Source organism: Streptomyces sp. NBC_01224 (genome assembly GCF_036002945.1).
In the GTDB taxonomy this organism is placed as follows: domain Bacteria; phylum Actinomycetota; class Actinomycetes; order Streptomycetales; family Streptomycetaceae; genus Streptomyces.
The window spans coordinates 9,455,077-9,476,734 of sequence record NZ_CP108529.1; the positions used below are offsets into that span (position 1 = coordinate 9,455,077).

Annotated in this window: 24 protein-coding genes and 4 pseudogenes; 18 read left to right on the forward strand and 10 right to left on the reverse strand. The window is 66.9% G+C overall.

What is annotated here, in order from left to right; genetic code table 11:
- Positions 1 to 227: 227 nt before the first annotated feature.
- The gene (locus tag OG609_RS43255) at positions 228 to 1,619 is read right to left on the reverse strand and encodes an IS1380 family transposase (protein ID WP_327277743.1); all 1,392 of its coding nucleotides are present in this window, start codon (positions 1,617 to 1,619) and stop codon (positions 228 to 230) included.
- 392 nt (positions 1,620 to 2,011) lie between these two features.
- Between OG609_RS43255 and OG609_RS43260 the strand changes: the two genes are divergently transcribed.
- A complete protein-coding gene (locus OG609_RS43260; protein WP_327277687.1) occupies positions 2,012 to 2,803 on the forward strand; it encodes an IS5 family transposase in 792 nt (263 codons plus the stop codon).
- Here OG609_RS43260 and OG609_RS43265 read toward each other — a convergent pair.
- Positions 2,760 to 3,275: a hypothetical protein gene (locus OG609_RS43265; RefSeq protein ID WP_327277688.1), complete on the reverse strand. Its 516-nt coding sequence runs from the start codon at positions 3,273 to 3,275 to the stop codon at positions 2,760 to 2,762. The two genes, OG609_RS43260 and OG609_RS43265, sit on opposite strands and share 44 nt — an antisense overlap.
- Before the next feature lie 430 nt (positions 3,276 to 3,705).
- Here OG609_RS43265 and OG609_RS43270 point away from each other — a divergent pair, with 430 nt between their 5' ends.
- The gene (locus OG609_RS43270; protein ID WP_327277744.1) at positions 3,706 to 4,188 is read left to right on the forward strand and encodes a Scr1 family TA system antitoxin-like transcriptional regulator; all 483 of its coding nucleotides are present in this window, start codon (positions 3,706 to 3,708) and stop codon (positions 4,186 to 4,188) included.
- 1,042 nt (positions 4,189 to 5,230) lie between these two features.
- On the opposite strand, the gene OG609_RS43275 is transcribed toward OG609_RS43270, so the two are convergent.
- Together OG609_RS43275 and OG609_RS43280 are read right to left on the reverse strand one after the other, a co-directional pair.
- On the reverse strand, positions 5,231 to 5,434 hold the full coding sequence (locus tag OG609_RS43275; RefSeq protein ID WP_327278383.1) for an ATP-binding protein: 204 nt from the start codon (positions 5,432 to 5,434) through the stop codon (positions 5,231 to 5,233).
- Positions 5,435 to 5,676: 242 nt separating this feature from the next.
- Positions 5,677 to 6,021, reverse strand: a complete 345-nt coding sequence (locus OG609_RS43280) for a reverse transcriptase domain-containing protein (RefSeq protein ID WP_327277745.1) — start codon at positions 6,019 to 6,021, stop codon at positions 5,677 to 5,679.
- Between the two features lie 52 nt (positions 6,022 to 6,073).
- Between OG609_RS43280 and OG609_RS43285 the strand changes: the two genes are divergently transcribed.
- Positions 6,074 to 7,450 carry an IS1380 family transposase gene (locus OG609_RS43285; RefSeq protein ID WP_327271204.1) on the forward strand — a complete coding sequence of 459 codons (1,377 nt, stop codon included), beginning with the start codon at positions 6,074 to 6,076 and terminating at the stop codon, positions 7,448 to 7,450.
- Here the strand turns inward: OG609_RS43285 and OG609_RS43290 are convergent.
- On the reverse strand, positions 7,416 to 7,934 hold the full coding sequence (locus OG609_RS43290) for a hypothetical protein (RefSeq protein ID WP_327277746.1): 519 nt from the start codon (positions 7,932 to 7,934) through the stop codon (positions 7,416 to 7,418). The two genes, OG609_RS43285 and OG609_RS43290, sit on opposite strands and share 35 nt — an antisense overlap.
- A 508-nt stretch (positions 7,935 to 8,442) precedes the next feature.
- Between OG609_RS43290 and OG609_RS43295 the strand changes: the two are divergent.
- From OG609_RS43295 to OG609_RS43310, 4 genes and pseudogenes are all read left to right on the forward strand, one after another.
- Positions 8,443 to 8,547: pseudogene (locus tag OG609_RS43295) on the forward strand (hypothetical protein); the annotation flags it as partial.
- Positions 8,548 to 8,625: 78 nt separating this feature from the next.
- Entirely contained in the window at positions 8,626 to 9,072 is a 447-nt protein-coding gene (locus OG609_RS43300; protein WP_327278384.1) for a transposase, read from the forward strand.
- Between the two features lie 427 nt (positions 9,073 to 9,499).
- A complete protein-coding gene (locus tag OG609_RS43305; RefSeq protein WP_327277747.1) occupies positions 9,500 to 10,000 on the forward strand; it encodes a transposase in 501 nt (166 codons plus the stop codon).
- A 209-nt stretch (positions 10,001 to 10,209) separates the two neighbouring features.
- A complete protein-coding gene (locus OG609_RS43310; protein ID WP_327277748.1) occupies positions 10,210 to 10,689 on the forward strand; it encodes a hypothetical protein in 480 nt (159 codons plus the stop codon).
- A 444-nt stretch (positions 10,690 to 11,133) separates the two neighbouring features.
- Here the strand turns inward: OG609_RS43310 and OG609_RS43315 are convergent.
- From OG609_RS43315 to OG609_RS43325, 3 genes and pseudogenes are all read right to left on the reverse strand, one after another.
- Positions 11,134 to 11,241 (reverse strand): annotated as a pseudogene (locus tag OG609_RS43315) (IS21-like element helper ATPase IstB); the annotation flags it as partial.
- Entirely contained in the window at positions 11,226 to 11,399 is a 174-nt protein-coding gene (locus tag OG609_RS43320) for a hypothetical protein (protein ID WP_327277749.1), read from the reverse strand. The pseudogene OG609_RS43315 and the gene OG609_RS43320, both read right to left, overlap by 16 nt.
- 649 nt (positions 11,400 to 12,048) lie before the next feature.
- On the reverse strand, positions 12,049 to 12,480 hold the full coding sequence (locus OG609_RS43325; RefSeq protein ID WP_327277750.1) for a MarR family winged helix-turn-helix transcriptional regulator: 432 nt from the start codon (positions 12,478 to 12,480) through the stop codon (positions 12,049 to 12,051).
- A 189-nt stretch (positions 12,481 to 12,669) separates the two neighbouring features.
- Between OG609_RS43325 and OG609_RS43330 the strand changes: the two genes are divergently transcribed.
- The 6 genes and pseudogenes from OG609_RS43330 (at position 12,670) to OG609_RS43355 (ending at position 16,738) form a co-directional block, all read left to right on the forward strand.
- Positions 12,670 to 13,698: an alpha/beta hydrolase gene (locus OG609_RS43330; RefSeq protein WP_327277751.1), complete on the forward strand. Its 1,029-nt coding sequence runs from the start codon at positions 12,670 to 12,672 to the stop codon at positions 13,696 to 13,698.
- Between the two features lie 134 nt (positions 13,699 to 13,832).
- A pseudogene (locus OG609_RS43335) lies at positions 13,833 to 14,006 on the forward strand (Ku protein); the annotation flags it as partial.
- Between the two features lie 87 nt (positions 14,007 to 14,093).
- Positions 14,094 to 14,381, forward strand: coding sequence for a transposase (locus OG609_RS43340; protein ID WP_327270990.1), 288 nt, complete (start codon positions 14,094 to 14,096; stop codon positions 14,379 to 14,381).
- A 17-nt stretch (positions 14,382 to 14,398) separates the two neighbouring features.
- Positions 14,399 to 15,289 (forward strand): IS3 family transposase, encoded by an 891-nt coding sequence (locus OG609_RS43345; RefSeq protein WP_327278357.1) that lies wholly within the window; start codon positions 14,399 to 14,401, stop codon positions 15,287 to 15,289.
- Positions 15,290 to 15,343: 54 nt separating this feature from the next.
- Positions 15,344 to 16,213 carry a vanadium-dependent haloperoxidase gene (locus OG609_RS43350; protein WP_327277752.1) on the forward strand — a complete coding sequence of 290 codons (870 nt, stop codon included), beginning with the start codon at positions 15,344 to 15,346 and terminating at the stop codon, positions 16,211 to 16,213.
- Between the two features lie 219 nt (positions 16,214 to 16,432).
- Positions 16,433 to 16,738, forward strand: coding sequence for a hypothetical protein (locus OG609_RS43355; protein ID WP_327277753.1), 306 nt, complete (start codon positions 16,433 to 16,435; stop codon positions 16,736 to 16,738).
- Positions 16,739 to 16,756: 18 nt separating this feature from the next.
- On the opposite strand, the gene OG609_RS43360 is transcribed toward OG609_RS43355, so the two are convergent.
- Entirely contained in the window at positions 16,757 to 17,173 is a 417-nt protein-coding gene (locus tag OG609_RS43360) for a hypothetical protein (RefSeq protein ID WP_327278436.1), read from the reverse strand.
- Between OG609_RS43360 and OG609_RS43365 the strand changes: the two genes are divergently transcribed.
- From OG609_RS43365 to OG609_RS43375, 3 genes are all read left to right on the forward strand, one after another.
- Positions 17,160 to 17,315, forward strand: a complete 156-nt coding sequence (locus OG609_RS43365; protein ID WP_327277754.1) for a hypothetical protein — start codon at positions 17,160 to 17,162, stop codon at positions 17,313 to 17,315. The two genes, OG609_RS43360 and OG609_RS43365, sit on opposite strands and share 14 nt — an antisense overlap.
- A gap of 6 nt (positions 17,316 to 17,321) precedes the next feature.
- Positions 17,322 to 18,986, forward strand: coding sequence for a MobF family relaxase (mobF, locus tag OG609_RS43370; RefSeq protein ID WP_327277755.1), 1,665 nt, complete (start codon positions 17,322 to 17,324; stop codon positions 18,984 to 18,986).
- Between the two features lie 92 nt (positions 18,987 to 19,078).
- On the forward strand, positions 19,079 to 19,435 hold the full coding sequence (locus OG609_RS43375) for a hypothetical protein (protein WP_327277756.1): 357 nt from the start codon (positions 19,079 to 19,081) through the stop codon (positions 19,433 to 19,435).
- A 63-nt stretch (positions 19,436 to 19,498) separates the two neighbouring features.
- Here the strand turns inward: OG609_RS43375 and OG609_RS43380 are convergent.
- Positions 19,499 to 19,830: pseudogene (locus tag OG609_RS43380) on the reverse strand (transposase); the annotation flags it as partial.
- A gap of 693 nt (positions 19,831 to 20,523) precedes the next feature.
- Between OG609_RS43380 and OG609_RS43385 the strand changes: the two are divergent.
- Complete coding sequence (locus tag OG609_RS43385) at positions 20,524 to 21,051, forward strand: helix-turn-helix domain-containing protein (protein ID WP_327271978.1); 528 nt, start codon at positions 20,524 to 20,526, stop codon at positions 21,049 to 21,051.
- Positions 20,978 to 21,634 carry an IS630 family transposase gene (locus tag OG609_RS43390; RefSeq protein ID WP_327278385.1) on the forward strand — a complete coding sequence of 219 codons (657 nt, stop codon included), beginning with the start codon at positions 20,978 to 20,980 and terminating at the stop codon, positions 21,632 to 21,634. Before OG609_RS43385 ends, OG609_RS43390 begins: the two co-directional genes overlap by 74 nt.
- Positions 21,635 to 21,658: the final 24 nt, after the last annotated feature.

Here is a 21,658-nt window from a genome sequence, read left to right on the forward strand (position 1 = left end):
AAGAGATTTCATCATGTCGTAGTCGTACCGGCGGCTCCTGCGTAGTGGGAACGCCTTAGCCTTGATCCGCTGAGGTGCTTCGAGAGTGATCTTCTGATCGGTTTCTGCGTCCGTTTTGGATAGGTGGCCGGGTGTGGGCGGGTGGCATCTGCTGGTCTACCCAGCTTTTCCACGTTCTTCGGTTCCGGTTGGGCCCTGGCGGGCGGGGTGGGCAGGGACTTTTCGTGTCAGCCGGGTGGGCCGTGAACGGTGTCGAAGAGGTGCGTCCAGGCCTGCCGCCAGGGCCAGTTGTGGGGCAGATGCAGGGTGATGCGTCGTGCGGAGCGTGCGATGCGGGCCGGGACCTGGACCAGATGGGCCCGGAGGGTGGCGGTGGTGGCTTTGGTGTGGAACGCGGAGGTCAGACAACCAGCGGCGCGCAGCAGGTTGGAGGTCATCGCCCACAGAGTGAGCCAGGCCGCGTTGGCGTGGAACTGCCCGGACGGCAGATGGGCCAGGGCCCCGGCCTTGCTGTCCGCGATGACCTGCTCGATCACGGCGTGGTGGCGGTGTTCCCGCTCGGCCTGGAGTGTCGGAGCGGGCTGGTCGGTGAAGAAGGGGTGGTAGCGCCAGACGGGAAACAGCTTGCCCTGCTCGCCCACGACAGCGGGTTTGGCCAGGTCACGGATCCGGCGCACGATCAGTCGGGCGGTGACCCGATCTGCTTTCTTCCGGCCGGTGAACGCGGTGTATTGGGGTATCTCGGCGACTTCGGCGTCCGAGATGAGTTCACCGGTCTCGGAGTCGGGCACCGCGGTCGGGTAACTGATCTGCTGCCAGGCATCGTGGGGAATGCTGTGGACGGCCCGTTTGATGGAGGGGTTCATCCCGGTGGTGACCGAGAAGTGAGCACCGGCCCGGCGGCAGGCAGCGATGACCCCAGCGTTGTAGAACTGCGAGTCGGCCCGCAGGATACGGGTCCCGGTGCAGCCGGCCTCCCGGGCGGTGGCCAGGGCCTCACTCACGAATTTCGGGACGCCCCGGGAGTCTGCCGCTTTGCCGCGTCGCATCCGCACCGCCGCGATCACCGGCCTCGACTGGGGGGTGCAGATCGTGGCGAGGAGCGGGTGCAGGATACGGATGCCCTTGAACCGGCCGTACTCGGCACCCTGCTTCGCCCGGCCGTAGACCCGCTTGTGGGTGGAGTCGACGTCGATGAACGCCATTGCCTCCGAGCCCGGCAGCAATGGGGTGTGCGCGGCCGGTTCCGCGAGGAACCTGCGGTGGACGGCGTGGAGTTGAAGAGCATGTCCGTGGGTGAACGCGCGCAGGAACGTGCCCGACGTGGAGGGGGCGCGAATACCGCCGAACACCGCGGGCATCGCCCCGTGGCGCAACATCGCAAGGTCGTCGATGCTGTCCGCGCCCGCGGTCATGCCGCCCACGATGCTCGTGACCTTGGCGGCCGTCGCCGCACCCGCACCGTTCTTCGCCCCGGTCAGCTTCACCTTCTCCGTTACCAGCCGCGACAGACCACACCGCTCGGCCAGCCGCATCACCGGGACCAGCCCGGCATGCGCGATCAGATTCGGATCACCGAACGCAGCGGAGACCGCCGCTGACGTATGGGAAACTTGCATCTCGGAAGTGCCTTGCTGATTGTGCGTGCTGGAAGCCTGAAGAACTCCCATCATCGCAGGTCACAAGGCACTTCCTCGTTTCAAGGAGAGTTATCCACAGACATCGAATCGGTGGATCAAGGCTTAGAAGCTGTTGTCGTTCCGGTCTTGAGGGTTGTGCGTCGAACGGGAGTCTCGATCGGGTGGTTGCCGCTGGCTTCGGGTATGAAGGCAGGGCCTCTTGGTAGCTCGGGGTTGCGAAGCCAACCGAGATCCAGGAGACCCTGTTGTCGCAGTTTTACGTGCTCGCGTCGGTGGAGTTCAACTCGGCTGCACCGACGTGTGATTGTGTCGCTCACCGGTTCGGGAATGCGGCCGATCACCCGGAACGTGTTCGGCGGTATCCCTCGGACATGACGGACGGGGAGTGGGCCGTGGTCCGGCCGCTGCTACCGGTGCCTGGCTGGCTGCGCGGCCGGGGCGGGCAGCCGGAGGCGTATTGCCACCGGGTGATACTGGACGCGGTCCGCTACCTGGTCGACAACGGCATCAAGTGGCGGGCCATGCCAGCCGACTTCCCGCCGTGGGACCGGGTATACGCGTTCTTCCGCCGCTGGCGCGACCACGTACTGGTCAAGGAATTTCACGACCGGCTGCGATCGAGGATCCGCGAGAGGGAGGGGAGGGACTCGGAGCCGACGGCCGGCGTGATCGACTCGCAGTCCGTCAAGGCGGACGCCGTCGTCGGATCAGACAGCCGCGGCTTCGACGGAGGCAAGCTGATCAATGGGCGCAAGCGGCACGTCGTGGTCGATACCCTCGGTCTGCTGCTGGGGGTGATGGTCACCGCCGCGGACACCGGCGACCGCGCCGCCGCCCAGGTCCTGCTTGAGCAGGTGGCCGACGCGCACCACCGCCTCGCCCTGGTCTGGGCTGATGGCGGCTACACCGGCAGCCTCGTCGAGTACTGCCTGGCCACAATTGCCCTGGTCCTCGCGATCGTCAAGCGCAGCGACGACATGCGTGGCTTCGTGGTGCTGCCCAAGCGGTGGATCGTCGAGCGCCTCTTCGCCCACCTGATGCGAACCCGTCGTCTGGTGCGCGACTTCGAGCGCCGCACCGCCAGTGCCGAGGCGATGGTCTACTGGTCGATGATCCTGCTCATGACGCGCCGCCTGGCCCGGCCACACCCGGTGAGAGTGTGAACCGGCCCGGTGCCGGCTCGGCCAGCCAGCCGCGCGCGACCAGGCGTTTCGCTTTCGACCGCAGGGCTTCCACCCGCGCCGGCACTACCTCCATGCCGAACATGGCAGCCATCTCCTGGCAGGTCAGCGGACCTTGCCCGAGGCGGAGACGGTCCGCGAGGGTCTGCAGGATGCGCTGGTAGTCCACCGACAGCACCGACCAGGAGAGGCCCTCACGCCACACCGGCACCTGCAACTTCGGCTTCGGCTTCGCCGCATCCCCCGGACCCGGGGCGTCCTTCGTGTCGGCGGTGCCGCCACCATCCGGAGCCAGCACCGTATCGACCCGCCTGCGAGCGATCGCCCACTCCTGCCATTCCTGCTCGGCCACGGCCAGCTCGGCCTGGATGCGGTCGGCCTCCTCACGCAGCCCGTCGACCCGACGGCGAGCGGCGAGCTCGTACTGTTTCAGCAGTCCAACAACCGACGGCATCCGCGATCTCCCAGAGAGCGACAACACGACAGGCCACGACTCCCACGGAATCACCACCCCTATGCCTGACCAGCGAAAACGCCGTCCTCAAGTCCGGAAAGACAACAGCTTCTTAGGCAGCGAACTCACCCTTGTGGGCGACCGCAGAATCGATCAAGCGGCGAGGGCACCATCAGGAACGACGTCTTTAGCACACCGAAAGAGGGTGCGCTGAGGGGGACCGGCGTCGTCGGGCCTCGCCTCGCGCGTCGGCGGGGCCGCGCCTGCGAGGCCGACGAACACACCGCGGACCTGATCGACGAATCCCGCACAGCCAACGAGATGTACCAGGAGTGGAGATGCCTGCACCGAAGCGGCATCAAGGCGTTCCAGGAATCAGCCGTCCCGCTCTACCAGCGCACCAGCCTCTTCCCGCGTCTACTGCTCCAACGTGGTCCCCGGCCTGCTCCAGACCCACCCCTACGCCACCGCGCCGCTCTCGGCCATCAGCACCTTCCAGGGCACCCCCAACGACGCCGCAGACGCCGCCGCCCGCCTGGACCGCTCCCGGGTCATCTACGAGGGCAACCACCGCTTCGTGCTCCTGGCGGAAGAGGCCGTCCTGCGCTACCGGATCGGCGACCCCGAGGTGATGGCCGGCCGGCTCGGCAAGCTCCTGGAGCTGATGTCCCTGCCCTCTGTCGCCTTCGGGATCATCCCGCAAACCGCCCAGCGCGCCATCTGGCCGCTGGAGACATTCATGGTCTTCGACGCCGACCGCGTGCTGGTCGAGACCCTGTCCGCCGAGATCGCCATCACCCGCCCCTCCGAGATCGCCGTGTGCGCCAAGGCGTTCGGCGAGCTCCAGCAGTTGGCCGTCTTCGGGGCCCCGGCCCGCGCCCTGATCAGAGCCGTGATCGAAGCACTCGGGTGACCGACAGCAACTTCGTGCAACTTCATTGAGGTTCCCAGGCCCGCCTCCCTAACGTCGAACGACACCAACGCACCAGCAACGGAGGCGGTGCCCTATGAGCGCACCCACACCCGCCGGCACCGAACCCGAAGGACGGGGCCTCCTGCCCCCGCCTTCGGCCGGCCCTCCCCGGCCTTGCTGGCACGCGCCGACCGCGGCTACGCCCGATTCCTCGCCCACACCACCCAGGCCGCCCCGGACGACCACACCGGCCACCACAACCACGACGGCGCGGCGAGGCACCGATGAGCGGCACCCACACCGAAAAGGCACGGCCGATGGCACAGACGAAGTTCGACAAGCAGGTGGAAGAGTCCGCCGAATTTCACGCGTTCGGGATCGGCCGGTTCCTGGCCGGCCCTCCCCTGCGCGGGGAGTGGAAGACCGACGCGACGTTCTGGAGCCCGGGCACCCGCGTCCTGCCGAAGGTCGAAGGCCGCGTCTCCCGCTTGTTTCCGCCGGGCAGTCTTGGCCCCACCCTCGATCGGGCGACGTTTTCTGACTGTCCTGGGACGGAGCTGGATCGTGTCTTTTGGCCCGGGTTGGTGGCGGTAACGTGTGATTCACGACGCTCGCCCGTGGGCGAGGGGCACGCAGGATTGTCAGCAGGGGACCGCTGCTGGTCAGTTCGCCGCTGAGTCCTTAGCTTGGGGGGTTATCGCCAATCTCGTCAGCGGGATCGGCCGCACGGTAGCGGCCCATGCTCCTGAAGATCAGAACGGCGCCCAGAGGGGTCATGCCGTAGAGCAAGGGGAAGTCTTTGCCGAATCTGGTGATGAGGAAGGCCAGCCCTGCGAGGGCGGTGATCAGGACAGGACGCCTGATGACGTGGCTGCAAACGATTCCCAGTCGGCGCCTTCCCCGCGCTTCGGTGAGCCGTGTCCAGTCTGACGGTGACATGACGTCAGCGTAGTCGTGCAGCACTCGGCGATGCAGCTGCGTGTTCGTGAGGGCCGAGGCTCGGGGGCGAAGGTGTGAGTCCTTGCCCCCGGCCGACAGCTTCTCAGGCCGCCGCCGCCTTGCGCTTGGCGGTGGTGCTGGCGAGGCGGAAGGACTGGGTGCCGGTCTCGATGATGTGGGCTTCGAAGGTGAGCCGGTCGGCGATGGCCTGGCAGAGTCGCTTGTCCGTGAAGGTCTGGTCCAACTCGGTGAACGGCCTGTTCGACGCGACGGCGATCGCGTGCCGTTTCTCGCGCTCGGTGAAGATCTAGAAGAGAAGCTCGGCGCCGTGCCGGTCGAGCTTGACGTGTTGGGTCGGGGACGGGACGCCGTGCACCCTTTCAGGTGTCGGTTTTCCCATCCCCGCCCGCCGAACCGGACGTGCCCGTTGGCCGAGCATCCGGCTCTCCACGTGATCCGATGAATCAGGCGAGGTATTCGCTGACCTGGCCGACGAAGGCCACACCATCGTGGCTGGTCCGGCGGAAGCGTGCTCCATCCGGATTCACCTCATCCGTGCATCTCGACAACCCCGGCCCGCAGAAACGCGCTGACCAGCCGCAGGACCTTGCGATCCTTGACGCGCTCGGCCACCAGGTCCATCAGGACGTGATGGTCGACGTTGTCAAAGCAAGCCTTGATGTCGCCCTCGATGACCCACTCGTAGGTCGACGGCTTGCAGGTGAAGTGGTGGATCTCGGCGATGGCATCCTGAGCCCGACGACCAGGCCGATACCCGTAACTGGACGGATAGAAATCGACCTCGAAAATCGGCTCCAGGACTAGCCTCGGGCTTTCACGTGGCTGGGTGTCCGATGCGTGATCGGAAACGCGAAGAGTGCTCCTGACCTGCAACGATGGGACTTGTCTAGGGTCCAGGTCGGCGCATGAAAGAAGCACTCCTCAGGTGAAGAAGCGTATCGGGTCCTATCCGCGTGTCCGCATCGAGGGCGGCGGGAGCGGGGTGGTCTCGCAGGCTGGCGGAGTACTGCTGGTCGAGACTGCCCGTAAGACCGGCCTGGATACCGAGATATCGGCGGCGCTGACGCCGTGGCGGCGGCCTCGGGCGGTGCACGATCCGGGCAAGATCCTGCTGGATGTGGCTCTCGCGGTCGCGCTGGGCGGGGACTGCCTGGCCGATGCGGGACTGCTGCGGGCCGAGCCGGCCGTGTTCGGGCCGGTGGCCTCCGACCCAACGGTCTCCCGGCTGATCGACACCCTCGCCGCGGCCGGGGACAAGGCCCTGACCGCGATCCGCTCGGCGCGCGCCGAAGTGCGCGAGTACGTCTGGACGTTGGCCAAAGATGCGGCGCCGGATAGGGGCGGCCAGGTGATTGTGGACCTGGACGGAGTGCTGGTCCTGGCCCACTCCGACAAGCAGGACGCGGCCGCGACCTGGAAGAAGTCGTTTGGACATCACCCCCTGATGGGCTTCGTCGACCACGGAAGCGGTGGCACCGGGGAGCCGGTGGCAGCACTGTTGCGGCCGGGGAACGCGGGATCCAACACCGCCGCCGACCACATCACCGCCACTCAACTCGCTTTGGCCCAGCTCCCCAAGCGTCACCGGCGCGGCCGGTCCACACTGATCCGTACCGACTCCGCGGGCGGCACCCATGAGTTCCTCGCCTGGCTCACGAAACGGGGCCGGTGGCTGTCGTACTCGGTCGGGATGACCATCACTGAGCAGATTCATCAGGCCGTGTTGAAGGTCCCGGCCTCCGCCTGGACCCCAGCGGTCGAGCCGGGCGGCGAGATCCGCGACGGCGCCTGGACCGCCGAACTCGACGGCGACACACTCAAGGGCTGGCCGAAGGGAATGCGGCTGATCGTCCGCAAGGAACGGCCCCACCCCGGCGCCCAGTTGCGCTTCACCGACGCCGACGGCCTGCGGCTCACCTGCTTCGCCACCAACACGACGGGCGGGAAGATCACGGACCTGGAACTGAGGCACCGCCGACGGGCGAGGGCAGAGGACCGCATTCGGAACGCACGGGCCACCGGCCTGCGGAACCTGCCCCTGCACGAGACCGCACAGAACCGGATCTGGCTGGAGATCGTCCAGCTCGCCCTCGACCTGCTCGCCTGGATGCCGATGCTCGCTCTGACCGGCAAACCCCGCCTCTGGGAGCCCCGCCGCCTGCGGTTGCGGCTGTTCTCCGCCGCTGCCCAACTCATCACCACCGCCCGCCAACGGCACCTGCGATTCGCCCACCACTGGCCATGGACCGACGTGATCACAGACGCGATCAGACGGCTCGACACCCTCCCGAACCCACGCTGACCAGTAACAACCCGTCCCGACGAGCAGAAGAGCCACCGACCGGAACCGTGGAATCCGGCGCCCACCCGATGCGACGATCGGGCCACCCGTATGCCCGCACACGCTCCACAACGACGCATTGGCCGCCAGCCGAAGCTGACGACCAATCACGAAAGATCGAGGCTAGCTTGAGCGCCATCTGCGCAACTCGATCACGCAGAGTTGGAATGCCCAGGTAACGGACCTTTCTCTTCTTCTTGGGAATCACCGCCTGCTTGACCGGCAACGCTGTGAAGGACCCGTCTTTGAGAGAGGAGCGAAGCTCCTCCAGGAACGGAATCACTCCCTGACGTTCCTCGACGTGGTAGCGGGTGACCGCGTCCACGCCTGCTGTCCTGGCACCCCGGTTGCCAGAAACCCGCTCCCAAGCCACCAGCAAGGTGGCCCGGTCGCAGATCAAGTTGAATACATCATCGAACCGGCGGTCCGGTTCATTCCTTGCCATCGGTGCAGCTTGATCTGATGATCGAGTACCCGCCGCTCGGCCGTCATACTGCCCGGCCAAGAAATCGGCGGCGCGTCGTTATTCAACAACGTTCCTCCCCGACAGCAGTCCTGCTGCTATCACGCTGTCGCCCTTCCCCATGTGACCGGCTTTCCCGGACTCCGAGTACTACCGCGACTCCGCCACGATCTGGCGTCATCAGCGGGCATTGCGCCTGCCCGCCGCCCGGCCGGCTGCCGGACGGGAAGGGCGATGCCAGATCGCTTCCCACGTTCACTGAGGATCTCTGTGACGGCTTCGGTGCCCAGCTATACCCCGGCAGCATCGCCTGTCGGCGTACTTCGCATAGTGGCTCTGGCAAGATTTTCGTAGCCGGAGATCATCTCGGTGTGAGGGTCGGCCGGTCCGCGTAGCGGGCAGTCTGTGGCTGTGCTCTGTTGAACTGGCAAGTCTGTTACCACAGTTGGCCGATGTGCTGGTGGTCTCGGTCGACGTCTCCGATGCTGTCGTGGCGGTCCGCGCCCGCACGAGATCCGGTGCTCCAGCGGGATGTACGGGCTGCGGCCAGTTCAGCGCGTGGTGTCACAGCCGTTATGTTCGGCGCCTCGCCGACGTCACTCTCGGAGGCCGGCCTCTGCGCATCGAGTTGTCCGTACGGCGCCTGTACTGCGAGAGCCCGACTTGCCCGAAGGTGACCTTTACCGAGCAAGTGCCGGGGCTGACCGTGCGCTACCAGTGGCGCACACCCCAGTTGCAGGGCCTGGTGGAGGCTGTCGGCGTGGTACTGGCCGGCCGCGGCGGTGCCCGGATGCTGCGGATCCTGAACGTCACGCTCTCACGGTGCACGGTCCTGTCCCAGCTGATGCGGGTGCCGCTTCCACTACTGGATACACCCCGGGTGCTGGGGGTGGACGACTTCGCGCTCTACGGCGGCACCTACGGCACCCTCCTGGTCGACGCCACCACCCGGCTCCCGCTCACCCTCTGGGAGGGACGCGATGCGGAACAGCTCAGCCGCTGGCTCCGTGAGCACTCGGGGGGCGAGGTCGCCTGCCGCGACGGCTCCCTCACCTACCGGCAGGGCATCACCGCTGGCGCACCCGACGCCGTGCAGGTCAGCGACCGCTTCCACCTCTGACAGGGCCTCTCCCGCCGCGTTCAGGACATTGCCTCCGCCCACCGCGGCTGCCTGGCCGCAGCCCTGCTACCGGACAGGGAGACCGGTCCCGCACCGGTCGAGGAGGCCACCGGGAACACCGCGGCGGACACCCGGGCCGGGCGGCATGCCCGAAGGCTGTTTGAGGCCGTGCACGCCTTGGCCCGCAGCGGCCGGAGCCACAGTTCCGTGGCCCGGGAGCTCGGCCTGGACCGCCGCACCGTGCGCAAGTACGCCCAAGCCCGCACCTGGCAGGAAGTGATGCGCCGCCCGCCCCGCAAGCACTCCGCCCTGAAACCCCTACCTCGACTACCTGCAACAACGCTGGGACGAAGGACAGCACAGCGCGAAGATCCTGCACGAGGAACTCCAGGGCAAGGGTCACCTCGGCCACTACCAGCGGGTGAAAATGGCCGTCGCACCCCTCCGACGGGGCCTGCCGCTGGATGAGCCACGCGAGCGGCCGCCCTCCCCACGCGAAGCCGCCCGCTGGATCACCACCCACCCGCACCGCCGCAACCGCCACATCAACGACCGCCTGCCCCGACTCCTCGATCACTGCCCCGAACTCAGGCACACCCACGACCTGGTCCGCCGATTCGCCACCATGCTCGACAACCGCGACGCCACACCCATGCCAGGCTGGCTGAACGACCTCGCAAACAGCGGACTGGCCCCTCTCGCCGGCCTCGCCCGAGCCCTGCGCGAAGACCGCCATGCTGTCGCCCAGGGCATCACCACCCTTTACAACTCCGGAGTCAACGAAGGACGCATCACCGACATCAAGCTGCAAAAACGCCTGATGGCCGGACGCGCCGGCATCCCACTACTCCGCCAACGCGTCGTCCTGATCGCCCACCTCCGCCGCCGCTACGCGGACCGGCCGACCAGGGAGGTGGGCCCGTTTTGACCATTCACCCCGGGATAGCTCCCACCCAATGTTCCGCAAGTGCAAAAAACGCGCACTGGCAACAGGGCGTGCAGGGATGAAGGGTGAATCGTTAGTTCGAGAACCCCAGACTGGCGCCGCGGGAGCTATTCTGAACATGTTCATTTCTGCTGGGGTGGCATCGGGCTGGGGGCATGATGGGCAATCGCAGGCGGGGAAGATGGTTGGCAATGGGCCCGGTGATGATTCTTGTCATGGTCGCCAGCGGCTGTGGGGCGCTCTTCTACCCCAGTCTGCCGACCGTCCATAACGTTTCGGCCAGAGAACTCGCTGGAGACTGGAGCGGCCCCGACGGCGCGGAGGTGGCCCTGGAGAGGGATGGCCGAGCCGTGGTGAGGAATCTCGGAGGCGAGGACTGGGATTTCGACGAAGGCTGGGGTCTGTCTGGTACCGGGACCTGGCAGCTGATCAAGGGGGCCAGCGGAGAGACGATTGGTGGTGCCCCGGCAGTCCAGATCTCCATCACCAATGTGACGGGGCAAATCCAGCGTCCCCCCAGGGACATCGACGAGTGGACGACCACACCGCACACTCCGATAGGCCGTTACACCTGGAAGTTCGGCATGGAGCGGACCAAGAAAGGGCTTCAGCCCTACTACCTTGCTGGGGACCCGGACGCTCCCAACCTGTATCACCTCAAGCGAACGTGACCGGGTCGACACCCAAGTCAAGGTGATCTCCGGCTACGAAAATCTTGCCAGAGCCACGTCCACTTGTACGCCGACATCGCCACGGACCGCACATCGCAGTCTTGGTCCGGGCCTCCCGTCACCCATCGGATAAAGGTGGCGGGAGAGGAGAAGCCATCGGCTACGGCGACCTCCAGCACTGCAAAGCGGCCCATCCACCAGGTTCGGCAGGCCGCTGACGACTCACGGGACGTCAACCACTGGTTCAGTTTCCTTGCGCCCATTCCGTCTTCGCTTGCGGGCACGAACCGCCTGGTGGTGTCGGTCCGCCCCTACGTTGTCGAGGCTGCTTCCGGCCTCACCCCCAACCCGGGGCTCAGCCTTCCTCCAGCTTCAACCGGTCCCTGCGAGGACCGGCGGCGGGCCTCTCATCCCGCGAGATCCATCAGCGCCTCGTGGCGCACAGCCGAGCTCGTCGATGCAGAGAAGGTCCACCCGGCCGTACTTCTTGATCGTGCGGCCCAGCTGCTTGTCGTTCGCGGCTTCGGCCAGCTCATTCACTGCGGCCGGGGCACTCGCAGGTAGTCGTTGAGGGTGCTGTAGGCAACGGAGAATCCATACTCGTCCCGCAGCCGTTCCATGATCCGCTTGTTGGTGTGCCGCTGCTTCGGCGGCGCGGTCAGATCCGCCCGCAGCATCTCGTCGATCCAGCCCTTGCCCTGGTCAGGCACCGACCGGCGCGTCTCGATGGGCTTCCGCGCAGGTGGCAATGCACTGTCCAAAGGCTGGCGCACCACCCGGCGGTGCACTCCGTAACGCCGAGCAAGAGTCCGGACCGAGGCGTCCTCCAGCCTTCGGTCACGACGAATCCGCTCGAACAACTCAACACGCTGCAAAACCCGGCCTCCTGACACGGCCAGCTGACAACCCGCACAGCGTGATCCCGGCCACGAACCCGGGGTCAATCCGGCATTACTCCAAACAAGTGTATATCGCCTCAATACAAGTGTATATCGCCTCAATGACTCCTAAGTGGGGTCAAAACAATCCGTTCCTCACCCGGGTCCAAAACAACCGGGTCCAAAACAACCCGTTGCCCCGGGGCCAAAAAAGCCGTCCTAGACAGCCTCCGGTTCTATGAGCTGCGCGAGAGTATCCAGGGCATCAGCGAGAAGATGCTCGCAGCGGGCCGCTTGCCCCGTCGCGCCGCATCTGGCAGAGCGTGAGCTGCTTTCGCGAAAGTGGCCCGGCGGTGGGCAACGACCGTGGGGCTGAGTGGCTCATCGGTGAACTGGCTGAGGGTGATCGTGGCGTCCCGCTGATCTCCTTCGGGCTGGAGGAACTCGTCGAAGGGTCCGACTGAGCGGTGGTGCTGGAGTTTCAGTCGACGTGCGGCATGAGGGGCGGGCCGTCCTCCTCGACAGCGAGAGCCACGACCCGCAGGAGGGTGGCCAGGTGCCCCAACTCCTTCTCGGTCAGGGGTGCGAGCAGTGTGGCCTCGGCCTCCCGCTGGTCGTCGATCACCGCCGCCCACGTTGCGGCCCCTTGGGGAGTCAGGCCGACGAGAAGGCTGCGGCGATCCTCAGGCGCGTGCTCGCGAGTGATCAGCCCCGCCGACTGCAGGCGGTCGAGGCGGTTGGTGAGGGTTGCGGGGTGGACGCCGAGTCCCTGAGCGAGACGTGTAGGTGCCATGCGGTAGGGCTCTCCCGCGGAGCGCAGGCGCCATAGAATCTCGTACTCCCACAGCTTCAGGCCGTGCCGTGCCAGGGCGGCCTCCTTCTTTTGCTGCAGGTGCCGCACGAGCTTCTGCATGCGGGTGACGGATCCCTCCAACTCCGGTACCAAGCCAGGGACTTCACGCCCCCAGCGGGCGATGTGCCGGTCGATCGAGTCCCGTGGCTGCGCTGATTCCGCCGCCGAATGCCATGTTGTCACGGCGTCACCCTACCCTCCAGAAATTATGGGTTCAGATATTTTGAAATCGTAGTACTGTCCCGAGGCATGTCGACCTTCACGCTCGCCGGACGCATCGACGAACACGTCATCGACAGCGCGCTGCTCCGCGGCAATCCCCTCAACGACCCAACGCAACGACCGCTGTGGGTCTACACCCCGCCCGGCTATGACGATGCGCCCGAACGCCGCTACCCCGTCACGTATCTGCTACTCGGCTACGCGGGGACGCTCCCGGTCTGGCACAACCGCACAGCCTTTCGGAAGCCAGTCCCCGAGCTCGCCGACGAGATCTTCGCCCGCGGGGAGGCACCCGGGATGCTGCTGGTATTCGTGGATGCCTGGACCACCTACGGCGGCAGCCAGTTCATCGACTCACCCGGCACCGGCTGCTACCACTCCTACCTGTGCGAGGAGGTCGTGCCATACGTCGACGCCCGCTACCGCACGCTTCCCGCGCGCGACCACCGGGCCATCGCGGGCAAGTCCAGCGGCGGACTCGGCGCCGCGGTCACCTCGATGCTCCGCCCGGATCTGTTCGGCGCCTTCGCCACCCACTCCGGCGACTCGCTGTCCGAGGCCCAGCACCACCCGCACTTCCTCACCGCGGCCCGCCAACTGCGGCCCTACGGCGGCGACATCTTCCGCTGGTGGGATGATTTCCGCTCGCGGGTCGCCTTCACCAAGGAGGAGGACCTGAATCTCCTGGAGATCCTCGGCGTCTCCGCCTGCTTTTCCCCAGGCCCCGACGGCTCTCCCACCCTTCCCTTCGACCCCCGCACCGGGGCCCTGCGGGAGAACGAGTGGCAGCGCTGGCTGGCCTGGGATCCGGTACGAATGGCCACCACGCACGCCGACGCCCTCCGTTCCCAGCGGGGGGTCTGGATCGACGCCGGCGTCCGCGACGAGTGGTTCCTCGACCTGGGCGCATTGGCCTTCCGGGATGCGCTTGCCGAAGTCGGAGTGGCCGACGACATCGTGCATTTCGAGCCGTTCGAGGGCGGCCACCACGCCGTCGAGTACCGGATGCCGTCCGCCCTTGCCTGGTTGGCGCACCGCATCGCCGATCGGCCTTGACCTCCCGGGTTGGATCACCGCTGAACTGCGGTTTCCGTGCTCGGTGTCGCGGTCGATGCCAAGATCGTGAGACCGTGCCACGAAATTTGAGACGCTACACCGGCCCACACTGCCAGGGGGGCCTGGAGGTGCGTATGCCGCGGCCCTTGTGGACCGGAGCTATCAGCTTTGGCCTGGTCACGATCCCGATCAAGATCATCAGTGCGACCGAGAACCGTTCGGTCCGCTTCCATCAGGTGCACCTGGAGGACATGGGCCGGGTTCGCACCCGGAAGGTGTGCGAGATCGAGGACGTGGTCGTGCCGCAGGTGAAGTTCCCCCTCTGAAGTGGACAGCCTGATACTGGGACGGATCAGTCCCGGAGGAAGCAGTCCAGGTTGAGTGGCAAGAGCAACATGAGCAAGCGGTACACGTCGGAGTTCAAGCGGGACGCGGTGGCACTGGTCCGGTCGTCAGGGCGGAACGTCACCGAGGTCGCCCGGGAACTCGGTGTGAGTGCGGAGGGGCTTCGCGGCTGGGTGAAGCAGGCGAAGGTCGACTGCGGCGAGGGGGCGCCCGGCGCGCTGACCACGGCGGAGAAGGATGAGCTCCAGCGGCTGCGCAGGGAGAACCGGGAACAGCAGCAGACGATCGAGATCTTGAAAAAAGCAGCGGCCTTCTTCGCGAAGGAGACGATGAAGTAGGCACGCTGTGCCGTTTCATCGACGCGGAGAAGGCCGCCGAGGCCAACCCTGGCGGCTACAGCGTGGCTTTGCTGTGCCGTGTCACGGGGATCAACCGCTCCACCTTCTACTCCTGGCTGGCGGCCCGGCCGACAGCGGCCGAACGACAGTGCGCCGAGGACGAGTTGAGCGAGGAGATCCGTGAGATCCACGCCTCCTCGCGGGGTGCCTACGGCGCCCCGCGCGTGCACGCCGCGCTGCGGCGCAAGGGACATGCGATCAACCGGAAGAAGGTCGAGCGGATCATGCGCGAGCGCGACATCCGCGGCATCACCCGCCGCAGACGCCGCCACCTGACGCAACAGGACACCAAGGCCGCACCGGCTCCGGACCTGGTCGGCCGCGACTTCACCGCTAACCGGCCCGGCATGAAGCTCGTCGGTGACATCACCTATCTGCCGACGATCGACGGCTGGTGGTATCTCGCGACCGTCATCGACCTGGCGACGCGCGAGGTGATCGGTTACGCGATGGCCGAACACCATCGTGCCGAGCTGGTCACCGACGCGCTGCGGATGGCCGCCGGCCGCGGTGACCTTCAGGGTGGCTGCATCATGCACACCGATCGCGGAAGCGAGTACACGAGTGGCGAATTCCGCCGCGAACTACAGGAGTTGAACCTGAGGCAGAGCATGGGAAGAACCGGCATATGCTACGATAACGCCGCAGCCGAGAGCTTCTTCGGACTGCTGAAAGCGGAGATCGGCACCGCCGTCTGGGAGAGCCGCGAGGCGGCCCGCGCTGACATCTTCCGCTTCATCGAGGTCGAGTACAACCGCACCAGGCTCCGCAAGCACCCCGAGTTCGGGTACCTCACCCCACTCGAAACCCGAGCCAGGCTGCAGCACGACTTCACCCCCGCAGCGTAAGCAACCGCTGTCCAAGACCAGGGGGGAACTTCAGACCGACGGCTGAGCAGCCAGTTGTCCGCGATTCCCAGCGGCCCCGGCAAGCAGGCGGGCATTCGCGTGGGAGCCGAGGTCGCCCGCCGGCTGATCAGCCTGCGATCCCATGATGGGTCCTCGACCAAGCCGCCGCCGTTCAGTCCCCGCAACGTGGCCGGCGGCTACCGGCCCACACCGCCCGACTTCCCCACACCGGTGTTCACCAACTGGGGCTCGGTCAAGCCGTTCGTGCTGGCCAAGGGAAGCCAGTTCCGCCCGGCGCCGCCGCCGGCCGTCAGCACCGCCGAGTACGCCAGAGCCTTGAACGAGGTCAAGAGCCTGGGGAGAAAGACCAGTACCACCCGCACCCCCGATCAGACCGCAGCCGGGAAGTTCTGGGCGGCAGCGCCCGTCTGGAACGTCTGGAATCAGATCGCGCAGGGCCTCGTCACCTCCCAGCACGCAAGCCTGGAGAAGGCGGTGAAGGTCTTCGCCCAGCTCAACCTGTCGCTCGCCGACACCGCGATCGCGATGTACGACGCCAAGTACACCTACCGCGTATGGCGGCCCGTGACCGCCCTCCGGCTCGGTGGTACGCACTACAACCCGCGCATCGCTGGCGATCCCAACTGGACCCCCCTGCTGCCGACCGCCCCGGATCCGTCCTACCCCGCCGCCCACGGCGCTCTCAGCCAGGCGGCGGCAACGACGCTCACCATGTTCTACGGTGCGCAGCACCACCTCGTGGTGACGTCGAAGGGGGTCACCCGAACCTTCGCCAGCTTCCAACGCGCCGCCACCGAAGCGTGGCTCAGCCGGATATGGACCGGCCAGCACACCTCCATCGACAACCGGGCAGGCCAACAACTCGGCACGCAGGTCGCCGATTTCGTGGCGCAACACATCTGACTGCCCGCACCCGTGCAGCGCCTACGCGCCGCATAGCTGTGGCCAAGAGCCAGCTGCACCCAGCGTATCGGGTACAGCTGGCCCGAACATTGTGCTAACCACGGGCTTTCATGTGGGCGGGTGTCCGAGGTGTGATCGGAAACGCGAAGAGTGCCCTGACCAGCAACGATGGGACATGTCTAGGGTCCAGGTCGTCGCATGGAAAGAAGCACTCCTCAAGTGAGGAAGCGTATCGGGTCCTACCCGCGTGTCCGCGTCGAGGGCGGCGGCCAGGCAGTGGTCTCCCAGGTCGGGGGAACCTCACGCAAGCAGTTGACCCCCGACCTTGTTGCCGATTTCGGGACCCTACTGGGCATCCCCGCCGACGACCTGGCCGCACTGACCGGCATCACACTGTCCGAGGAGCCGCACACCCAGGAGCCCGCGGCGGCCGACATGGCCGAGCTGCTATGGGACCTACGACGCCTGACCGCCGACCAGGTGCGGCACGCCAGCGAAGCGGCGGTATCCATGCGGCCGACGTGACTACATCTTGAATCCCGATCACGTGTCGAGGGTCAGGCCGGTCAGCCCGTCGTACGCCTTCGAGGCCAGCATCTCGTCCGGCGACTCGCTGGGCGCGAGGCACACGGGCACGACCAGGCGGGCAACCTTGCCCTCCCCGGGCCTCTTCCGCAGCGCTCGGCGTGTGCCGGGGGCCGATGTAGGGCGGTGCTCGTTGGTGGTGCGCGTTACTTGGTGCTCGGGGTGCTTGTTGGTGTCGTCCGGGCCGTCGCGGGTGGGTGGTGCGAGGTACTGCCGGAGAGCGATGACACTGGCTCGCCTGCCGGAGCCGCTTCCCGCCCGGCGGGCACCTGAGAAGAAAGTTCGGCCGCTGCTCCCGCCTGACGTGACGCCGGACTGATCGGGCTTTTCTTGCAGGTCAGAACCGTGTGGCGTGGCCTGCATGACGATGGACATCGCGCTGATCATCGCCGGGCAGATGTACCGCTACTACTTGCGCCATGTCGTCGTCGGCGACGGCCGCCGCCGGGCCCGCACGCCGCTGCGCGAGGCTCAGGAGGAGGCCGGTGTCCCGGCCGGGCGATGGATGGGCCGATGACTTGCCGTGCTCGGTCTGACGGCGGGGGAGGAGGTCACCGAGCAGCAGCTGCGGAACCTCTTTGGCGAGCGGGGCCGGCACCCGTACGCGGACCGGATCGAGGCCGACCGGCTGGCCAAAGGCGAGTCCCCGAAGAAGGCGTGGAAGGCCAGCGCTCTCGGGCGCCGGGTGAAGGTCACCGGTTTCGACCTCGTCTTCCGGCCGCAGCCGACGATCTACCTGTTGTGGGCGTTGGGTGATGACGAGACCCGGCGGGTGATCGAGGCCGCGCACGAGCGGGCGATCGAGCGGGTGCTGGAGTGGATCGAGGACGAGGTGGCGGTGATCCGGTACGGCAAGGACGGCATCTACCGGGACCGGCCGCCCGGCGGTCTGGTCGCCGCCCGCTTCCGCCACTACGAAGCCCGGCCCGGAATGCCGCTGCTCCGTGATCATCTGATGCTTTCGATGAAGGGGCAGCGCCTGGACGGGAAATGGGGATCGGTCCACTCGGAGGCCCTGCTCGAGAACAACGTCGCCGCATCCGCGCTCTACAACGAAACCGTGGCCGCTGAGGTCTGCGAGGCGCTGGGGCTGGCGACCGAGCCGCGCACCGTGACCGCCGGGCGCCGCCCGGTCATGGAGATCGCCGGGGTGCCGCACGAGCTGATCGGCTGGACCGCCAGCCGCGGCGACCAGATTGCCGCCTGCCTTGAGGACCTGGAACACGAGTACTTCACCAGCGTCGACGACGACGGCGAGCCCCGCTTTCTGCCCGTGGTCTCCGAGCGGGCCCGCGCCAAGCTGAACCGGATCGCGGCGAAGATGACCCGCCCGCCCAAGAAGAAAGAGGTCCGGTCGCTCGCGCAACTGCGTGCCGACTGGAAGAAGAACGCGATCGACACCTCCAAGGTGGCCGTCGACATCATCGAGTCGCTCCTCGAGCGCGCCCGCGCCGCAGCGGACGCGATCCGGGCGCGGGTTGCCGCCGTGGTCGATGTCGCCCTGGCGGCCGTGGACGTTGCTGCGGTGGTGTTCGTGATGAACGGCGGCGGCCGGTTCCACCGCCGGCACCTGCTTGCCGAAGTGCGCCGTCACCTCGCCCTGGTCCTGCGCGGCCGTCGTCGCGACCCCGGCCTGGACGACCGAATCGTGGGCGCCGCGCTCGAGACGTACTGCCTGGACATCAGCGAGCCGAAGACCACACGCGGCCTGCTGTCGGACTACCGCCTCTATACCGCCCGGTGGGCCCTGTCCGACCTCGAACCCACCCGGCGCCCACCACCTCCCGTGCCTGACCCGGACCGGCAACCCCCGGCCGACCCCGGCGAACCGGCCTCGCACCGGCCCCCGGACCAGGATCCGGGGGAGTGGGAGATACCCCGCGTGCCGCTGAGCTACGACCGTGCGGTCCTCGCCGGTGCGGTGGTGCGGGAGAAGCTGCGCACTGCCACCGCCACGGCTGTGCGGGGCCGGGCGTACGACGTCGCCGCGCACCAGCAAGCAGCAATGCCCGAGCAGTTGCTCGCGCACCAGGACGCCGATCCCGGTCCCGACCGCCCAGAACCGGAGACCGAGCCCCACCCTGGAGTTCACCGACGAGCAGCTGCGCCACCTCCAGGACGTCTTTACGAAGGCGGCCGACCGAGCCCGCGCGACCATGAACCGCTACGTGGACCAGGAGGACGCTGACGCCCCGAACCCGGTGCGCGAGGACGACCAGCGGGCGCGGCCCCGGGAGCATCGGCCGGGCCGCCTTCGTCACCCACGAGGACATCGCCGACGTGATCACGGCCGTCGCCCTCGACGAGGGTCCCCGCTCCGAGCACGACGGCGCGACCCTTGAGATCACCGGACCCGAGGCCCTGACCCTCGACGAAACGGTCACGCGGATCGCTGCGGCCACCGGTCGGCCCTACCGCTACGAACCCGAGACCCTTGAGGAAGCCTTCGCGCGGCGATGGCGACTGGGCATGAGCGGGGAACAGATCGAGACCTGGATCTCGTGGTACCAGGCGATCGAGCGGGGCGAGGTTTCCGTGGTCACCGACGTCGTCCCGCGGCTCACCGGCTCACCGGCAACCCCGATCTCAGACGCAGCCTGGTGGCCCTCGCCGAAGACGGCGCGTGGTACCGCCTGAGGGCTCCTTCCCGGTCGCGCGCTCGTCGAACGGTCCGCCGCGACCGACATCGATCCGGCGGGGGTTGCGTATGCGCCCCTCTTGCCCGGAGTACTGGCGCTGGACGCCGGCGGACTTGGTGCCCTTCTTCACGAAGCCGGTGTCGGCGGTGATCAGCACGCCGTTGTCCGTGCCGAGGTGCTCGGCAACGCAGGCCTGCAGGTCGTCACGTAACTCGTCGGCCTTCCAGCGGCTCCGCGAGAGCAGATGCTGCAGCCCGTCGGGGGGATGGCGTGGCTGGCATATTCGGCGAGCTGCCAGCCGTTCTTGCGGCCCACGGGCCAAGGAGCCCACGGACGTAGTCTCGCATCCGGCGCCGGGGCTCCACGCGGGCGTCCGCCGATCCGCAAGAGCAGATCGTCAAGTCCCTCTTCCCATACGTGTGTTGGTGCATCATTCACTCGGGCGGACTGCCCGGAACGTCGCCACTACACACGGCGCGGTCACACCTTTGTGGGACGGCCCGGCAAAGACCGACCCACCCCCGATTCCAGCCCACTACACTCTCCACGCCCAAGCCGTTGACCAGCACGAATGAAGAAGTCCGGCTGGAGTACTAGCCTCCGCGCCCGGGTGCTCTTACTCAGCCTCACATCTTTTCGGCGTAAAGAGCGGGTGCGGGCCTGGTGCCCTTCTGCTCGCCCTGCGCACTGCATCTGTCCGGTCGCAGCGAACTCAGTCGTGTGCCGATCCGTCTCAGCGAGTCCAGTCGTTGCAGGTCATCAGGCCAGGGAAGACGGAGCGGTCCTGAGGGCGGCCGTCTCAACGTAGTTTGTCGGTCCGGGCCGGTCACAGGACCGCCGTCGACTGGGTTCGTTGAGAACGGACAGCAATCCGTGCCGCACCATAGGTACCTCGCTGACCGCTGCCATCCAATCGAGGCGTTTGACAGCGGACGCAGTCGATGAGAGTTCCTTGTCAGCCAACCTAGTAGCGTGTCGCCGCTTAGTTATGGTGCACCTGACTGGGAGGTTGGTGTCTGGCAGATTCCTTCCCCTTTGCCAGATAGGACTGTTGTTGTGGGTTCGCAGAAGAAGCGGCCGGTCAGGTTGACCGCGCAGGATCGCGAGGAGTTGGTCCGGGTGACCACGACAGGTGTTCGTGGGGCCTCGATGATCATGCGTGCGCGGGTGCTGCTTGCGCTGGATACCTCGGCGGGTGAGGCGGATCCCAAGGAGGTGATCGCGGCCCGGCTCGGCGTCTCCGGTGAGACGTTGCGGCTGGTCGCCAAGCGTTTCGCCGAGACCGGTGGCGATGTTCACGCCACGATCGCGCGGAAGAAGCGCGACCTCCCACCGGTGCCCTCGCCGGTGACTGGTGAGGTCGAAGCCCGGCTGATTGCGATGGCGTGCTCACAGCCACCCCAAGGCCATGCCCGGTGGTCACTGCGGCTGCTGGAGAAGCACGTCGCGCTGGTCGAGGACATCCCCGATCTGGACCACTCCACCATCGGGCGGGTCTTAAAAAACGGAACTGCGTCCTCACCTGAAGAAGTGCTGGACCATCCCACCACGAGCGAACGCGGAGTTCGCGGCCCGGATGGAAGACGTGCTGGCCGTCTACGCCCGGCCCTATGACCCGGCACGTCCGGTGGTGTGCATGGACGAGAAGCCCTACCAGCTCCTCGACCATGCCCGCGACCCGCTCCCGGCCCGCCCTGGTCACGACGCCTGCCAGGACAGCGAGTACATCCGCTGCGGCACGTGCTCGATCTTCGTGTGGGTCGAACCCCTGCGCGGGTGGCGTCGAGTTCAGGCACTGTCCCAGCGGACCCGGATCGACTGGGCCGGCCAGGTCAAGCAGCTGCTGAGCGTGGATCACCCCGACGCCGAGGCCGTGGTGCTGGTGATGGACAACCTCAACACCCACGGCATCGCCTCACTGTACGAGGCATTCGAACCAGAAGAGGCCTTCGCCCTGGCCCAACGCCTCGAGATCCACCACACGCCCAAACACGGGTCATGGCTCAACATCGCCGAGATCGAACTCTCCGCGCTGACCCGGCAATGTCTCGACCGCCGGATCGGCGACCTCGACATCCTCAACACTGAACTCTCGGCCTGGCAGAACGCCACCAACACCGAACAACGCCACGTGGACTGGCAGTTCACCACCCACGACGCACGCATCAAACTGCGCCACCTCTATCCCAAAAATTAGCTGCGACGGTCTACTAGTAGGGCT

Excerpts from the sequence above, each read along its gene's own strand:
- OG609_RS43255 (WP_327277743.1), bottom strand. The coding sequence starts at position 1,619 with ATGCAAGTTTCCCATACGTCAGCGGCGGTCTCCGCTGCGTTCGGTGAT.
- OG609_RS43260 (WP_327277687.1), top strand. The coding sequence starts at position 2,012 with ATGACGGACGGGGAGTGGGCCGTGGTCCGGCCGCTGCTACCGGTGCCT.
- OG609_RS43265 (WP_327277688.1), bottom strand. The coding sequence starts at position 3,275 with ATGCCGTCGGTTGTTGGACTGCTGAAACAGTACGAGCTCGCCGCTCGC.
- OG609_RS43290 (WP_327277746.1), bottom strand. The coding sequence starts at position 7,934 with ATGGCAAGGAATGAACCGGACCGCCGGTTCGATGATGTATTCAACTTG.
- OG609_RS43305 (WP_327277747.1), top strand. The coding sequence starts at position 9,500 with ATGGCCGTCGCACCCCTCCGACGGGGCCTGCCGCTGGATGAGCCACGC.
- OG609_RS43310 (WP_327277748.1), top strand. The coding sequence starts at position 10,210 with ATGGGCCCGGTGATGATTCTTGTCATGGTCGCCAGCGGCTGTGGGGCG.
- OG609_RS43325 (WP_327277750.1), bottom strand. The coding sequence starts at position 12,480 with ATGCAGAAGCTCGTGCGGCACCTGCAGCAAAAGAAGGAGGCCGCCCTG.
- OG609_RS43330 (WP_327277751.1), top strand. The coding sequence starts at position 12,670 with ATGTCGACCTTCACGCTCGCCGGACGCATCGACGAACACGTCATCGAC.
- OG609_RS43340 (WP_327270990.1), top strand. The coding sequence starts at position 14,094 with ATGAGCAAGCGGTACACGTCGGAGTTCAAGCGGGACGCGGTGGCACTG.
- OG609_RS43365 (WP_327277754.1), top strand. The coding sequence starts at position 17,160 with ATGACGATGGACATCGCGCTGATCATCGCCGGGCAGATGTACCGCTAC.
- OG609_RS43360 (WP_327278436.1), bottom strand. The coding sequence starts at position 17,173 with ATGTCCATCGTCATGCAGGCCACGCCACACGGTTCTGACCTGCAAGAA.